13 protein-coding genes are annotated in these 14661 nt (G+C 72.5%); 4 read left to right on the top strand and 9 right to left on the bottom strand.

Translation table 11 applies throughout. The features are described 5' to 3' along the window. Both narJ and narI read left to right on the top strand, forming a co-directional pair. Positions 1 to 428: nitrate reductase molybdenum cofactor assembly chaperone (gene narJ, locus ACFWYS_RS07705; RefSeq protein ID WP_384764731.1), on the top strand; the 428-nt coding region annotated here is incomplete at its 5' end. Next, positions 425 to 1147 carry a respiratory nitrate reductase subunit gamma gene (gene narI, locus ACFWYS_RS07700; protein ID WP_384764730.1) on the top strand — a complete coding sequence of 241 codons (723 nt, stop codon included), beginning with the start codon at positions 425 to 427 and terminating at the stop codon, positions 1145 to 1147. The genes narJ and narI, both read left to right, overlap by 4 nt. Here the strand turns inward: narI and dnaK are convergent. The 6 genes from dnaK to ACFWYS_RS07670 form a co-directional block, all read right to left on the bottom strand. Then, positions 1144 to 3012: a molecular chaperone DnaK gene (gene dnaK / locus ACFWYS_RS07695; RefSeq protein ID WP_384764729.1), complete on the bottom strand. Its 1869-nt coding sequence runs from the start codon at positions 3010 to 3012 to the stop codon at positions 1144 to 1146. The genes narI and dnaK overlap by 4 nt on opposite strands. A 234-nt stretch (positions 3013 to 3246) precedes the next feature. Further along, positions 3247 to 3675, bottom strand: coding sequence for an OsmC family protein (locus ACFWYS_RS07690; RefSeq protein ID WP_384764727.1), 429 nt, complete (start codon positions 3673 to 3675; stop codon positions 3247 to 3249). A gap of 65 nt (positions 3676 to 3740) precedes the next feature. Next, positions 3741 to 5546 carry a hypothetical protein gene (locus tag ACFWYS_RS07685; protein WP_384764725.1) on the bottom strand — a complete coding sequence of 602 codons (1806 nt, stop codon included), beginning with the start codon at positions 5544 to 5546 and terminating at the stop codon, positions 3741 to 3743. Further along, positions 5543 to 6604 carry an ATP-binding protein gene (locus ACFWYS_RS07680; protein WP_384764723.1) on the bottom strand — a complete coding sequence of 354 codons (1062 nt, stop codon included), beginning with the start codon at positions 6602 to 6604 and terminating at the stop codon, positions 5543 to 5545. The genes ACFWYS_RS07685 and ACFWYS_RS07680 overlap by 4 nt, the downstream gene beginning before the upstream one ends. 102 nt (positions 6605 to 6706) lie before the next feature. After that, positions 6707 to 8764, bottom strand: a complete 2058-nt coding sequence (locus tag ACFWYS_RS07675; RefSeq protein ID WP_384765096.1) for a phage holin family protein — start codon at positions 8762 to 8764, stop codon at positions 6707 to 6709. A 138-nt stretch (positions 8765 to 8902) separates the two neighbouring features. Beyond that, the gene (locus ACFWYS_RS07670; RefSeq protein WP_272113414.1) at positions 8903 to 9310 is read right to left on the bottom strand and encodes a hypothetical protein; all 408 of its coding nucleotides are present in this window, start codon (positions 9308 to 9310) and stop codon (positions 8903 to 8905) included. Positions 9311 to 9394: 84 nt separating this feature from the next. Here ACFWYS_RS07670 and ACFWYS_RS07665 point away from each other — a divergent pair, with 84 nt between their 5' ends. After that, a complete protein-coding gene (locus ACFWYS_RS07665) occupies positions 9395 to 10168 on the top strand; it encodes an MBL fold metallo-hydrolase (RefSeq protein WP_384764721.1) in 774 nt (257 codons plus the stop codon). Continuing rightward, positions 10165 to 10785 carry a DedA family protein gene (locus ACFWYS_RS07660; RefSeq protein WP_384764720.1) on the top strand — a complete coding sequence of 207 codons (621 nt, stop codon included), beginning with the start codon at positions 10165 to 10167 and terminating at the stop codon, positions 10783 to 10785. Before ACFWYS_RS07665 ends, ACFWYS_RS07660 begins: the two co-directional genes overlap by 4 nt. A gap of 95 nt (positions 10786 to 10880) precedes the next feature. Here ACFWYS_RS07660 and ACFWYS_RS07655 read toward each other — a convergent pair whose 3' ends face one another. From ACFWYS_RS07655 to ACFWYS_RS07645, 3 genes are all read right to left on the bottom strand, one after another. Beyond that, positions 10881 to 12020, bottom strand: a complete 1140-nt coding sequence (locus ACFWYS_RS07655) for an MBL fold metallo-hydrolase (RefSeq protein ID WP_384764719.1) — start codon at positions 12018 to 12020, stop codon at positions 10881 to 10883. Next, the gene (locus tag ACFWYS_RS07650; protein ID WP_384764718.1) at positions 12017 to 13264 is read right to left on the bottom strand and encodes an aminotransferase class I/II-fold pyridoxal phosphate-dependent enzyme; all 1248 of its coding nucleotides are present in this window, start codon (positions 13262 to 13264) and stop codon (positions 12017 to 12019) included. Before ACFWYS_RS07650 ends, ACFWYS_RS07655 begins: the two co-directional genes overlap by 4 nt. A gap of 239 nt (positions 13265 to 13503) precedes the next feature. Then, a complete protein-coding gene (locus tag ACFWYS_RS07645; protein ID WP_384764716.1) occupies positions 13504 to 14529 on the bottom strand; it encodes a hypothetical protein in 1026 nt (341 codons plus the stop codon). Between the last annotated feature and the right edge of the window lie 132 nt (positions 14530 to 14661).

The raw sequence follows: 14661 nt of genomic DNA, 5'->3' as shown, positions 1-14661 counted from the left end.
GGGCGGCGACGCCACCGATGGCAAGCGGCGGGGCGCCGTCAAACCCGCCCCCCCAAACGGTCGATGGCAAACCCCCCCCAAAACCGCGCCCGCCCCACCCCGCACCCCCCCCCCCCCCCCACCGCCACAGCCTCTACCTGAGCTGGTGGCAGGACGGGGACACCAGGCGGCGCGGTATGTCGCTGCTCCGCTTCAAGGAGCTGTACCGCGCGCACGGCCTGGAGTTCACCGGCGAGGAACTGCCCGACTTCCTGCCCGCCGTCCTGGAGTTCGCGGCCCGCACCGGCAACACCGACCTCCTGCTGGAACACCGGGACGCCCTGGAGCAGCTCCGCTCCCGGCTCACCGACTTCGGGACTCCGTACGCGTCCGTCCTGGACGCCGTATGCGCCACACTGCCGACCGCACACACGGGAGTGCGCCCATGACCACACTCCTCTGGGGCGTCCTGCCGTACGGCACCTTCGCCCTCCTGGTCGCCGGCCTGATCTGGCGCCACCGCTACGACCGGTTCGGCTGGACCACCCGCTCCTCGCAGGTCTACGAGTCCAAGCTGCTGAACATCGCCTCGCCCGCCTTCCACTACGGCATCCTGTTCGTGCTGGTGGGCCATCTGATCGGCCTGTTCATCCCGGAGTCCTGGACGGACGCGCTCGGCGTCGGCGAGCACACCTACCACCTGTTCTCCCTGTACGGCGGTACGGCGGCCGGGCTGCTGACGGTCGCCGGGATCGTGCTGCTGATCTACCGGCGCCGTACGAACGCACCGGTGTTCCGGGCGACGACGGTCAACGACAAGCTCATGTACGTGGTGCTGTTCGCGGCGATCGTGATGGGCATGGTCGCGAAACTGGCCCACTCCTCCGGCGACGGCTACGACTACCGTCAGTCCATCGCCCCTTGGGCCCGCAGCCTCTTCACACTCCAGCCGGACCTCGACCGGATGGCGGGCGTGCCGGTGCTGTACCAGGTCCACGCGGTGATCGGCATGGCACTGATCGCCCTGGTGCCGTACACCCGGCTGGTGCACATGTTCAGCGCACCGGTGCAGTACCTGTTCCGGCCGTATGTGGTGTACCGCAGCCGCGACCCCGAACAGCTGGGGCCGCGGCCGGAGAAGCGGGGCTGGGAAAAGACCGGGTCCTAGGCCGCCCCGCCCTTCTGGTCCCTCTGGTCCTTCTCGTCGTCGACGATCTCCGCGTCCACCACACCCTCTTCGTCGTCGGGCGCGCTCGCCTTCGGTTCATCGGCTGAACCGCCGGCGGCGGACGCGTACATCGCCTGGCCCATCTTCTGGCTGACGGAGGCGAGTTTCTCGATGCCGCTGCGCAGGGCGTTCGTCTCGGCGTTCTGCTCCAGTTGCTGCTTCAGCTCCGTGACCGCGGACTCGACCTCGGTCCTGGTGTCCGCCGGGACCTTGTCCTCGTTGTCGCGGATGAACTTCTCGGTCTGGTAGACGAGCTGCTCGGCCTGGTTCCTGGTCTCCGCCGCCTCCCGGCGATTGCGGTCCTCCTCGGCGTACTGCTCGGCCTCCCGCATCATCCGGTCGATGTCGTCCTTCGGCAGCGCCGAGCCGCCGGTGACCGTCATCTTCTGTTCGCGCCCGGTGGCCAGGTCCTTGGCGGAGACGTGCATGATGCCGTTGGCGTCGATGTCGAACGCGACCTCGATCTGCGGCACCCCGCGCGGCGCGGGCGGCAGACCGGTGAGGTCGAAGACGCCGAGCTTCTTGTTGTACGCGGCGATCTCACGTTCGCCCTGGTAGACCTGGATGCCGACGGAGGGCTGGTTGTCGGTGGCGGTCGTGAAGATCTCCGAACGCCGGGTCGGGATCGTCGTGTTGCGTTCGATGAGCTTCGTCATGATGCCGCCCTTGGTCTCGATGCCGAGGGACAGCGGGGTGACGTCGAGCAGGAGGACGTCCTTGACGTCGCCGCGGATGACGCCCGCCTGGAGGGCCGCGCCGACGGCGACGACCTCGTCGGGGTTGACGCCCTTGTGCGGGTCCTTGCCGGTGAGTTCCTTCACCAGGTCGGTGACGGCGGGCATCCGGGTGGAGCCGCCGACGAGGATGACGTGGTCGACCGCGGCGAGCTTGATGCCGGCGTCCTTGACGGCCTGGTGGAAGGGGGTCTTGCAGCGGTCGAGGAGGTCCGCGGTGAGCTCCTGGAACTGGGCGCGGGTCAGCTTCTCGTCGAGGTGGAGGGGGCCCTCGGCGGAGGCGGTGATGTAGGGCAGGTTGATCGTCGTCTCGGAGGAGCTGGACAGCTCGATCTTGGCTTTCTCGGCACCCTCGCGAAGCCGTTGCAGGGCCATCTTGTCGTTGCCGAGGTCGATGCCGTTCTGTCCCTTGAACTTCTTCACCAGGTGCTCGACGACCCGCTGGTCCCAGTCGTCGCCGCCGAGATGCGTGTCGCCGTTGGTGGCCTTGACCTCGATGACGCCGTCGCCGATCTCCAGCAGGGAGACGTCGAAGGTGCCGCCGCCGAGGTCGAAGACCAGGACCGTCTGCTCCTCGCCCCGGTCGAGGCCGTAGGCGAGGGCGGCGGCCGTGGGCTCGTTGATGATCCTGAGGACCTTCAGGCCCGCGATCTCCCCGGCCTCCTTGGTGGCCTGCCGCTGGGCGTCGTCGAAGTACGCGGGGACGGTGATCACCGCGTCGGTGACGTCCTCGCCGAGATAGGACTCGGCGTCCCGCTTCAGCTTCTGCAGCACCCGGGCGGACAGCTCCTGCGCCCGGTAGCGGGTGCCGTCGATATCGCCCTGATCGGGGAACCGCCAGCTCCCGTCGCCCATGTGCCGCTTCACGGAACGGGCGGTGCGCTCGACGTTCGTCACCGCCTGCCGTTTGGCCACCTCCCCCACGAGCACCTCGCCGTTCTTGGCGAAGGCCACGACCGACGGTGTGGTCCTGGCCCCCTCCGCATTGGCGACGACAGTGGGTTCGCCGCCTTCCAGAACGGCGACCACCGAGTTCGTGGTCCCGAGATCGATCCCGACCGCGCGTGCCATCGCTGTCCCCTTCCGCCAGCGCACCTCTTGAACTCCAGCACAAAACTTGAGTGGGTTCTTGTCAATGGGACGGGTGACCGGGGTGAGGGGTGCCAAACGGTCCCTGAGCGCCCGCTCAGGGTTGGGGGGTGGCCCGAAGGGCCACACCCCCAGGGGCGCGGGGAACTGCGCGACAGGCCACGACGACGCCGCAGCCGCCCGACGACCGTCCCCGGCACCCCCGTGGGCGAACGGCTACGCCAGCTTCGCGGTCAGCGTGATGGTCGTGCCCGTCAGCGCCTGGCTGACCGGGCAGTTCTTCTTGGCGTCCTCCGCCGCCGCGGCGAACCCCTCGGCGTCGAGCCCCGGCACCGTCCCCTCGACGGTGAGATGAATCCCGGTGATCCCCTCCCCCGGCTGGAAGCTCACGTCGGCCGAGGTGACGAGCTTGGTGGGCGGCGTGCCGGCCCCCGCCAGAGCGTGCGACAGCGCCATCGAGAAGCAGCTGGAGTGCGCGGCGGCGATCAGCTCCTCCGGGCTGGTCCTGCCGTTCGCCTCCTGGGAGCGCGAGGCCCACGTGACCGGCTGTGCGGCGATGGCACCGGAAGAGTCGAAGTTGACGACACCGTTGCCCTCAAGCAGGCTGCCTTCCCAGACGGTGTGTGCGGAGCGCGTGGTAGCCACGGTTCTTCCTTTCGCGTGGGGGCCCGTTTCCTGGGTCCGTGCCCCCCATCCGATCACACTCCGGCTCACTGCACCCGGAAGACCGGCCCACGCGGGGTGAACGGCAGTCGACGGCCCTGCGGAATCAGATACGCGTGCTCGCGCCGCACCCGCAGCACATCGCACCAGCCGTCGGTGATGACCAGGACGGGCGCACCCGGCGGGAAGTCGTCCGCGCGCTGCAGCAGATCGATCCCGGGCTGCAGGACCGTACCGCCCCGGCCGCGCACCCGCACCCGTCCCGCGATGTCCGTCACCGGCAGATACCCCGCGTCGTACGGTCCCGCGTCGCAGAACACCACCCGAGCCGCCGGTACGTCCCGGGCCTCGGCGTACGACGCGATGGCACCCAGCGCCTTGCCGAGCAGACCGGCGCCCATGGAGGCGGAGGTGTCCAGGACGACGCCGAAGGTGCAGCGGGCGATCTCCTCGGGCGGGAAGTAGCGGCCCGCGCGCGGGATGTCGGGCGTCGACCCCTGGCGGCGCGCGGGACGGGCGTACGTCCGCACCGGCTCGGGGCGTGGCACGAACTCGTCGAACCAGCGGGCCAGTTGAGCGTCCCACGGCAGCGGCGGATGGCTGAGCGCGCGGATCTCCTGGACCAGACCGCCGGGCAGGAAGCCGCGCTCCTGCTGCTGGTGCAGATCGAGGCCCTGGCCCAGACCCCGGCGGTAGAACTCGTCGAGATCGACATGGTCACAGGGCGGGCCGAGCGGGGCGCCGAGCACATCGCCGACGCCCTTGCCGCGCAGGGTCGCCAGCCGGCGCATCCGGCGCAGGTCGCCGGCGATCCGGTCGTAGACCTCCTCGGCGGACAGGCCGGTGAACTGCGCGTCGTACAGCAGCCCTTGGGGCATCTCCCCGACCTGCATCTCGCGCAGCCAGCCGTTGATGACGTAGTCGCAGGCGACGTTGAAGAGATACGGGTCGCGGGCGCCGCAGCGGTCGCCGTGGCGCAGGGCGGCGTGCAGCATCTCGTGGGCGAGGATGAACCGCCACTCCTCGTCCTCGAACTGGCGCAGCGGGTTGATGTAGATCTCGCCGGCCTCGGCGTTGACGGCGGCGACGGCGATGCCGTGCGCGCGGGCGAGTTCGGCGTCGGCGACGAGCTTGATGCCGGCCGCGATGCCGCCGAGCAGCGGGTAGGAGGTGATGAACCACTCCAGGGCCCACTGCCAGGGCCGCTTCCGGACCGGCTCGCCGTCCATGGAGTCGCGGCGGCCGCCCGCCATGTCCATCGCGGTGGAGACGGTCCGGGTGAGCGCGGTGGCGAAGGCGAGCTGGTGGTCCGGGGGCGACCCGAACCAGCCCATCCACTCCACGAGCAGCAGGTCGGGCTCCGGGCCCGCGGTGCCGCAGCGCTCGTAGGCGGCCGGGATGCCGTCCCGCCGCCAGCGCGCGGCGAGCTGCTCCTCGTCGCCGTCCGGGTAGGTCAGGGGGAGGTGGTCCGGTGCCTGTCCGACCGGGAAGGTGAGCAGGAAGCGGTTGACTACGGCGCAGCGGGCGGCGAGTTCGGCGCGGTCGGGCTGTACGGGGGTGCCCTTCCTGGAAGGGACGTGGCCGAAGCCGAGGTGCAGGACGGCGTGTGCGATGGCCCAGGCCCAGGTGGCGGGTTCGGCGATGCGCGCGGGGTGGGCGTGCAGGTCGCCGTCGGAGTCGACGCGGACGAGGCCGTCGCGGGGCGCCTGTTCGCACTTCTCCTGGCGGCAGACGACGAACTCGACGGCGGCGAGCGCGGGATTGGCGCGCACCAGCCGCATCCCCTCGGCGAACGCCTCCGCCGCCAGGTCCCGCTTCTTCTTTCCCTTCCCCTTGTCGTGGGTGCGGCTCATCGCCGCGCCTCCACCAGCCGCGGCATGTCCCGCGCCGCCTCCACCAGGAACCAGGACGGCAGGACGGGGTTGCCGTCGGCGTCGGACGCGATGACGCTCTGGGCGACCTCGACGGAGATCTCGGCGAGCTGCACCAGCAGCGACTTCGCGCGGTACGCGGTCTGACGGCCGCTCGCCGACATGTGGTCCTTGCTCGCGGGCAGTTCCTTGACCAGCCGGCCGCGGAAGGACTCGGCGAGGTAGTAGAGCAGGTCGCGGTCCTCCATACGGTGCGGCCAGCGGGCGTCGCCCTTGATGACGGCCTCGATGCCGAACTGACTGCGCACGATCCTGACGTAGCCGCAGAACGCGGTGGCGTGCGTCGGGGTCAGCGTGCCGTGCGCCAGCACCTTCAGCGTCGCCTCGTCGAGGTCGCGGCCGAAGGAGTGCAGCGCGTCGGAGAGCATGTGCCAGGAGCGGGGCGTGGAGAACGGCTCCTCGGTCTTCGGCGGCTTGGACCACAGGTGGTCGGGGCGGTCGGTGAGGTGGTCCAGGATCCACGGGTGGATGCCGTTGTTCGCGGCCCAGGTCAGCCAGTCCTTGGCGGAGGCCTCCAGGTGGACGTGGGTGAGACGGTTGACCAGCGCGGAGGCGATGGGGCGGGCGAGGGCGTTGTCGGTGGCCCGGTTGCCGGCGCCGATGACGATGGAGCCCTTCGGCAGTTCGTAGTTGCCGATACGGCGGTCCAGGATCAGCGAGTAGAACGCCTTCTGCACATCCGGGGTGGCCGCGTTCAGCTCGTCCAGGAACAGACAGTACGGCTCGTCGCGGGCGATGGCCTCCGGCGGGCAGAACACCGAGCGCCCGTCGCGGATCTGCGGCACGCCGATCAGGTCCTCGGGCGCGAGCTGGGTGCCGAGCAGACTCACGCACTCCAGCCCCAGCGACTCGGCGAACTCCCTGACCAGGGAGGACTTTCCGATGCCGGGGGCACCCCAGATGAAGACCGGCCGCACGGTGGCGAGACCGAGCAGCAGTTCGGGGATACGGGCGGGAGTTACGGTGACCGCAGCCTGCAAAGCAGAGGCTCCCCTCTTTGCGCCTAAATTGGCGCCGCTCTCGCGGATGTGGTTGCTCGCCGTCGAGGTTCTCAATTGATGGTTGCGGCCGTCATCCGAATTTCAGGCGGCCCGCTCCTCCGGCTCCGCCTCCACCGGCACCTGCGGCCCGTTCGACTCACGCAGCCAGCGGCGCAGTACGCGGTGGATGTGCTCGGCGCCGACGAGGTCCTCCCCGTCGCCGACCGGTGCGGAGAAGGCGAGCGGCGACAGCAGGAACGGTCTGCCCTGCGCCCCGCCGAGCCCGCCGTGCGAGCCGATCTGCTCCTCGAACGCGAGGACCTCGCCGTCGGCCGGGTCGTAGCAGGAGTTGACCATGATGTCGGCGGTGTTCGGGAAGGAGTGCGTGCGGCGCACGGCGTCGGCGGCGCCCGGCCCGAAGACCTCCAGCGGCCCGGGATCGTCGTCCAGCCGGTCCAGCGGGATCTCCGCGCCGAACGCGCCGAGCACGAGTCCGCCGTGCTGCTCGCTGCGGACGAGCAGGAAGCCGACGCCGGGGTGGTTGGCGAGGGTGGTGAGCAGGGCCGGGTGGCGGGCGTCGATCTCCTCCCTGGTCATCCGGTGCGGCACGTCCGGGAAAGAGACCAGGCCGAGGTTGCCGGAGGCCAGCACGATCGGCTCGGAGCGGCGGCGCGCGGGACGGTGCTGCTCGCCGCCCTCCTCGACGGGACGGCGCAACGCCGCGCGCACGGCCGCGCGGGCCTCGGCACCGCTGTGGGTACGCCGGGCCCGGCGCGGCACGGGCAGCCCGCAGCCGGCCCGCACCAGGTCGCCGAGGCCGAGTCCGTAGCGGGTGCGGAAGGTCTCGCCGGGGCTCTGCCCGTGGTCCGACAGCACGACGATCCGGTACGGCCGCGGCGCGTGCTCGGCGACCTTCTCGATCAACGCCAGTGCCCGGTCGAGGCCTTCGAGGACCTTCTCGGCGTCGCGGCCGCACGGCCCGGAGTGGTGCGCCACCTCGTCGTACGCCACGAGGTCGGCGTAGACGGCGGTACGCCCGGCGAACATGTCGCCCATGACCGCGGCAACGACGACGTCCCGCTCGACGACGGTCGCGAAGGCGCGGACGAAGGGGTAGAGACCGCCGCGGGAGACCCTCGGCCGGACCTTGCGGGCGCGGGCCCGGGTGGACTGGCCGATCTCGCGGCCGACCTCGGCGATGAAGGACAGGGCGGTGCGGACGGCGTTGGCCGGGTCGGAGAAGTAGGCGAAGTAGCCCGCGCGGGAGCGGTTGCGGCGGCCTCGGCGTTTGGTGGCGATGGACAGCACGAGGGCCTGCTCGTCGGCGCCGCCGCTGAAGAGGTTGCCGCGGCTGGCGCCGTCGACGCTGAGCAGTCCGCCGTCGCCGGTGCGGTCGACGGCGCGGCGCTGGAGTTCGGCGGCGCTGGTGGGGCGGTTGCAGACCATGACCTCGCGGCCGGTCTTCTCGTACCAGCGGAAGGCGGGGACGTCGTGGTTGCTGCCGTGCAGGATGCCGAGCTGGCTGGCACCGGTCTGGCTGGACCAGTCGGTGCGCCAGGGGGTGAGGCGGTGGGTGGGGGCGGCGCCGTACCGGGTGCCGTCGGTGCGGTCGATGTGGTCGGTGTGGTCGCCCAGCCAGCGGGCGACGGTGGGCATCAGGCCCTTGCCGACGGCGGCGAGCAGCACGTCGTGGCCGACGCCGTCGAGCTGGATGAAGACGGTGCCGGGGCTGGACGGGCCGGGCGGCAGGGCTCTGCGCCGACGGTCGGCCAGGCGGTACAGCCGGCGCCGGTACGCGTCGTCGTCCCGTACGGCCAGGGCGGCGCCGGTGGCGGAGGCGACGGCGGACATCACGGCGGCGACGATGACGGCGGTCTCGGGGGCGGCCTCACTGTCGCCGGAGGGCACCAGGCGCAGGGCGACGATGAGCAGCGAGCCGTTGAGGAAGAACACCAGCAGGCCGAGCACGAGCGCCGGCACGAGCAGCAGGAGCCGTACGAGAAGGGGCCAGACGAGCGCGGAGAGCAGACCGAAGGCGCCGGCGCCGAGGGCCGCGGTGACGGCGATGCGGGTGGCGCTGTCACCGTCCGACGACTGGAGCTGGAAGTCGGGGAGGATCCCGGCGAGCACGAGCATGGTCACGGTGGAGACGGCCCACACGGCCACGCTCCGCCCGACCTGACTGGCAATCCGCCGCCAACGCCCACGCACGCCCAGCCCACCGCCCCGAAACGGACCTATATGCCCCCAGCCTGACACAACGGCTCTCAGAGCTCGCGGGTTCCCTCAGGGGAGCGCCTAACGGCCGTCGTACCCCGCCGTAGGCATCGACAGCCGACGGTGCACCCGAGCCTTCATCTGCGCGTCGTACAACGGCTCGGCCCGCCCCACCGTCTCCACCCGCACCCCGCGCCGGGCGCACTCCGCGGTGAACTCCTCGACGGACGACAGCGCGCTCTCCAGCACCCTGCGGCTGGGCGCCACGAACAGATCGAGGCCGGGCCGGACGCCTTCCCACAGCACGCTGTGGTCGGCCCGCAGCCCTCGTACGAGGAGCTCACGCGCGATGACGTACCCGTGTTCGGCGGCCCAGTGTGCACACATCGCGTGCTGGCTGCGGGAGTCCACCAGGAAGGGGTCGGCGTCCAGCTCTTCGAGCGGCGTCAGACTGGCGATCGCCGTGACGCGCACTATGGATGGCCCCATGGCGTCCCCCTCACCTCCGGGTTTCGCCGCCGACCCTACTCCAGCCCGTACGCTTCGGGGAGTCGCGCGAAGGAGGCAAAGAAGGTGCCGGTGGAGATCACCTGGTGGGGTCACGCCACCTGCACGGTCGAGGACTCGAACGTGCGCGTTCTCACCGACCCTTTGTTCGCGCGCCGCCTCGCGCACCTGCGGCGCCGCCGGGGCGCACTGCCGCCGCCCGCCGCCTGGCGGGCCGATGTCGCCGTCGTCTCCCACCTCCACGCCGACCACCTGCACGTGCCGTCCCTCGCGAGGCTGGCGCGGGGCACCCGGCTGCTCGTGCCCGCCGGGGCGCTGCGCGCGGTGCCGGGCCTGCGCCGCCTCACCCGGCTGCAGGTGACCGAGATGTCCCCCGGGGACGTGGCGTCGGTGGGCGAACTGACCGTACGGGCCGTGCCCGCGCGGCACGACGGACGCCGGCTGCCCGTCGGCCCGCACCGCTCCCCCGCTCTCGGCTATGTCATCGAGGGCGAGGGCCGCACGTACTTCGCCGGGGACACCGGGCTGTTCGACGCCATGGCCGAGGAGGTCGGGCCGGTCGACGTGACGCTGCTGCCGGTGGGCGGCTGGGGACCGTATCTCGGGGACGGCCATCTCAACGCGGCGCGGGCGGCCGAGGCACTGGCCCGGCTGTCACCGCGCAGCGCCGTGCCGGTGCATTTCGGCACCTACTGGCCGATCGGCATGGATGCCGTACGCCCCCATGAATTCCACGCACCCGGCGACGAGTTCGCGCGGCTCGCGGCCGAGCACGCGCCCGGCGTGTCGGTGCACCGGCTCGCGCACGGCGAGAGTGTGCGCCTGGAGGTGGCCCGGTGACGCTGCTGGCCGCCACCGCGACGACGGTTCCGCCGGAGTCGACGCAGCAGGCGATCGGCTATCCGTCGCTGTTCCTGCTGGTGCTGATCGGGGCGCTGGTGCCGGTCGTGCCGACGGGGGCGCTGGTGAGTTCGGCGGCGGTGGTGGCGTTTCACCAGACGGCGCCGTTCTCGCTGGCGCTGGTGTTCGTGACGGCGTCCACGGCCGCGTTTCTCGGCGATGTGACGCTGTACTGGCTGGGGCGGCGCGGCATGGGCTCGAAGAACGGCTCGCGCTGGCTGGAGGCGATCCGCGCGCGGGCACCGGAGGAGCGGCTCACACAGGCCCAGGACCGGCTCGCCGCGCACGGGGTCGCCGTGCTGGTGCTGTCCCGGCTGGTACCGGCGGGGCGGCTGCCGGTGATGCTGGCGTGTCTGCTGGCGAAGTGGCCGATGCGGAGGTTCGCGCGCGGCAACTTTCCGGCGTGCCTGGCTTGGACGGTGACGTATCAGCTGATCGGGATTCTCGGGGGCTCGCTGTTCCCGGAGCCGTGGGAGGGCGTGGTGGCGGCGGTGGCACTGACCGTGGTGATCAGTGTGGCGCCGAGTGTTTGGAAGCGGGTTCGAGCTGCCAGGTGATGGTGCGTTGCGGAGTGCGGGTTGTATGTGGTTGCTCGCGCCCACGCGGCGGAGCCGCACATTGATACAGCCCCGCGCCCCTGGGGTTGCGACCCTTACCCGGCGATTTCAAGCACCCGTGAGCCGCCGACCGGCAGGTCCCACAGGTCCTCTCGCGCCAGCCCGGCCCTCTTCCACGCCGTCCGCACCCGCGTGAGCGGTTCCAGGACCGGCTCCGCCGACAGGACGAACGTCGCCCAGTGCATCGGCGCCATCCTCCGCGCCCCGAGGTCCTGGGCGGCGCGGACCGCCTCCTCCGGGTCGCAGTGGACGTCGCTGAGCCACCAGCGGGGGTCGTAGGCGCCGATGGGGAGCAGGGCGAGGTCGATGCCCGGGTAGCGCTCGCCGATGCGGGTGAACCAGTGGCCGTAGCCGGTGTCGCCGGCGAAGTGGACGCGCTGCCCGTCGGGCGCGGTGAGCACCCAGCCGCCCCACAGGCTGTGGCAGGTGTCCAGGAGGGTGCGCTTGGACCAGTGGTGGGCGGGGACGAAGTCGAAGCGGACGCCGGACAGTTCGGCCGCCTCCCACCAGTCCAGCTCGGTGACCCGGGTGAACCGGCGGCGCCTGAACCAGCCGGCGAGTCCGGCCGGGACGAACACGGGGGTGTCGCGCGGGAGTCGGCGCAGTGTGGGGGCGTCCAGGTGGTCGTAGTGGTTGTGGCTGATGACGACCGCGTCCACGTGCGGCAGGGCGCTCCAGGCGATGCCCACGGGGGTGACGCGGGGCGGGGTGCCGAGGATGCGGCGTGACCAGACCGGGTCGGTGAGGACGGTCAGTCCGCCGATCCGCACGACCCAACTGGCGTGCCCCGCCCAGGAGACGGCGATCGTGCGCGCGTCCACGCGGGGCAGCGGGCCCGGCTCGAAAGGCAGCCGCGGGATGTCGGCGAGGCCCTCGTGGCCGGGGCGTACGGCGCCCTCGCGGGCGAAGCGGGCGAGGGTCTTGAAACCGGGCAGCGGGGCTGTGAGGCGGTCGTGGAAGGTACGCGGCCACACCCGGCGTTCGTACAGCGGGCGGGGTGCGGCGAGCGGCGGGTACGGGGGTGCGAAGGGGGACGGGGGCGCCGGGGCGTTGGTTTCCCGCCTGGTCCCGCCTGTGACGGTCGTACGTGTGGCGGCCGTGCCGGTAGTGGCCGTACCCGTTGCCGTGCCCGTCGTGGTCGTACGCGTGGTGGTCGACTCGGACTGCTGCGTCATCGAGGAGGCTCCCATCGCTGAGCGTCGTCGCGGAGATCGTCGAAGACCGACTTCAGATGGATCAGCGCGCGTCGCACCTGTGGCAGTTCCAACGGCGCGGGCGAAGTGATGCATTCCGCGCGCTCCTCGTCGGTGCCCTCCAGCAGCGGTCCGGTGGACAGCCGCACGCGCAGTGCCCCGAGGTCGTCGCCGAAGCGGTGCCCGCCCGGCGCGGGCATGCCGAGCCGGGCGGCGAGGAACTCCTCCAGGTCCTGCGCGTCGCCCACGCCGTGCGCGGACAGGCCGGCGCGCAGCGGGCCGAGGTCGACGTACAGATGGCGCCCGGCCTGCGGGGGCCGGGCCAGGGCACCCGCTCCCACGGCTGCGGCGTGGGCGGCGGCGGCCACGCGCGCGTGCAGGCGTACGGCGGCGGAGACCCGCGCGGTCACCGACTCGGGCTCCGCCAGCGCATACCCGGCCGCGAGGGCGACCGGGCCGGCGACACGGGCGCCGAGTGCGGTGAGCACGTCGAGCACGCGCGCGTGGAGGCCGTCTCCGGCCTCGCCCGCCGGGAACCGGGCGACCGCGGCCGGCCAGCCCGACGGCAGCAGTGCCCCGGCCATGTCGGTGACGACGGTGACCTGCTCGGGCAGCATCTCGGCGGGGCTGAGCAGCACGGTGTCGTGCGGGGCGTGCACGGTGTCGCGCCAGGTCTCGTCGCTGACCAGGTGCAGCCCCTCGCCGGTGGCGGCCTCCAGCGTCTCGTGCAGCACCTCGGGCGGGGCCACGGTGGCGGTGGGGTCGTCGGCGACGGACAGCACCAGCAGGCGCGGATCACCGCCCTCGGCGCGCACTCTGCGGACCGTCTCCAGCAGGGCGTACGGGTCCGGCACCCCTCCGCACTCGGCCGGTGTCGCCACATGGAAGACGGGTCTGCCCAACAGACGTGCGTACGGCGCCCACCAGGCGGCACAGGGCCGTGGCACGAGGACGTCGCCGCCGAGCGCGAAGGTCAGCGCGAGCAGCAGCGCGGGGGCGCCGGGAGCGGCCACCGCCCGCTCGGGCCCGGTCGGCAGACCACGGCGGTCCCAGTAGGCGCACGCCGCCTCCAGGAGCGCGGTGCCGCCGCCGACCGGTTCGCTCTCGGCGCGGCCCGCTGCCGCGGCGAGCACGGCGGCCAGTTCGGGCAGCACGGGCAGCCCGTCGTCCGGGAGCGGCGGCCCGTAGCGGACGGGGCCGTGGCCTTCGAGGTCCGTCCGGCGCATCCGTGCCTCCGCTGTGCCTGGTGCCGTGGTGGTTCGTCGTCGTCCGGTGCTCCGTGAGGGCTGAGGGCGGCGTTGCGTGGGCGGGCTCTGAGGGTTTTACGGTGCGGAGGCCGCGCGGCGTGTTGCGTATCCCCGCGCCGTGCGCCCCACACCTTGCGCCCCGCGCCCCGCCCATCCATCGTGGCGCACTTCCACGGGCGGCCGCCGGGGTTGCGCCCGTTCCGGGGCGGCCGTACGGATCAGTCCTCCGTGGCGGGCGTCTTGCGGCGCAGCCGGTACGTCGCGCCCCCGAACGCGCCCGCGATCAGCAGGCCACCGGCGACCAGGGCGGGGACGGAGTCGGTGAAGGTACCGCCCGCACCGGCCTCCACACCGTGCTCGGTTTCCGTGCCGGTGCCGGTGCCGGCACCGGCGCTGTCGCAGTCCTGCTCGTGCGACTCGCTCTTGCCGGACTCGTCGCTCTGGCCGGAGCGGAGCCCGCCTTCCTCCCAGGACGGCTCGGTCGCCTCCGCGCGCGGCTCGGTCTTGTCGGCGTCGGCCGCGCCCCAATCGGACCCGGTCCCGCCGCCTTCGGACTTGCCCGAGTGAGGCTGGGACTCGTCGGCTCCGGTCCAGCCCGAGCCGGCCTCGGCGCAGGGACGGCTGCCGCCTTCGATGCCACCGCCTTCGTCTCCGCCGCCTTCGGTACCACCACCCACACCACCGTCACTGCCGCCCTGGCCACCCCCCACCTCGTCCTTGCCGCCATCGGTGCCGCCCTTGCCGCCCTCCCCGGCAGCACCGGAGCCGCCCTCCCCGCTGCCCTTGCCGCCACCGCCCGCGCCGCCCTCGCCGGAGCCGTTCTCACGGGCCACGGTGAAGGTCGCGCTCCACTCCTTGCCCTCCCCGCCGCCCGCCGCCGGACAGGCGCCGTCGACGGTCCACGCGGACTCCGGTCCGGCCGCGTCCGGGTCGCCCTCGAAGTTCTCGGCCGAAGGGACCCGCGCGGTGCCTTCGTAGGCGGGCCCGGCGGCCTTCTTGTCGTTGGCGGAGATCCGCTTCAGCCGGACGGTGCCCTCCTCGAACGCCTGCGACGTGGCGTCCAGGGTGGCGGGCGCGTCCCCGTCGAGGGCGTCGCAGGTGACCGAGACGGTGACCTTGCCGCCCGGGGCGACGCTGCCGGGACTGACCTCCGCGGCCGGGTCCCCCAGGGCGGCCGAGGCGGCGAAGCCCAGGACGACACCGGCGAGGGCGGCGACGGTCAGGGCACGGGCGGTGCGGCGCATGGGGTGAGCTCCTTCGGCCGACGGCGGCGGGGGGGCGGGGGGGGGGGCCCCCCCGCCCATTAAACCCGCCCCGCGGGAAGGGGCGCGCGGCCGGGCCCCAATAGCGGGGCGGGTGCGGGCGCGTGGGTGTCA

This window comes from Streptomyces sp. NPDC059010, from assembly GCF_042740355.1.
In the GTDB taxonomy this organism is placed as follows: Bacteria; Actinomycetota; Actinomycetes; order Streptomycetales; family Streptomycetaceae; genus Streptomyces.
This window is presented reverse-complemented; position numbering and strand designations above follow the sequence as displayed.

Coding starts and splice junctions, on each gene's coding strand:
- narI (WP_384764730.1), top strand. CDS start 425: ATGACCACACTCCTCTGGGGCGTCCTGCCGTACGGCACCTTCGCCCTC.
- dnaK (WP_384764729.1), bottom strand. CDS start 3,012: ATGGCACGCGCGGTCGGGATCGATCTCGGGACCACGAACTCGGTGGTC.
- ACFWYS_RS07685 (WP_384764725.1), bottom strand. CDS start 5,546: ATGAGCCGCACCCACGACAAGGGGAAGGGAAAGAAGAAGCGGGACCTG.
- ACFWYS_RS07670 (WP_272113414.1), bottom strand. CDS start 9,310: ATGGGGCCATCCATAGTGCGCGTCACGGCGATCGCCAGTCTGACGCCG.
- ACFWYS_RS07655 (WP_384764719.1), bottom strand. CDS start 12,020: ATGACGCAGCAGTCCGAGTCGACCACCACGCGTACGACCACGACGGGC.
- ACFWYS_RS07650 (WP_384764718.1), bottom strand. CDS start 13,264: ATGCGCCGGACGGACCTCGAAGGCCACGGCCCCGTCCGCTACGGGCCG.
- ACFWYS_RS07645 (WP_384764716.1), bottom strand. CDS start 14,529: ATGCGCCGCACCGCCCGTGCCCTGACCGTCGCCGCCCTCGCCGGTGTC.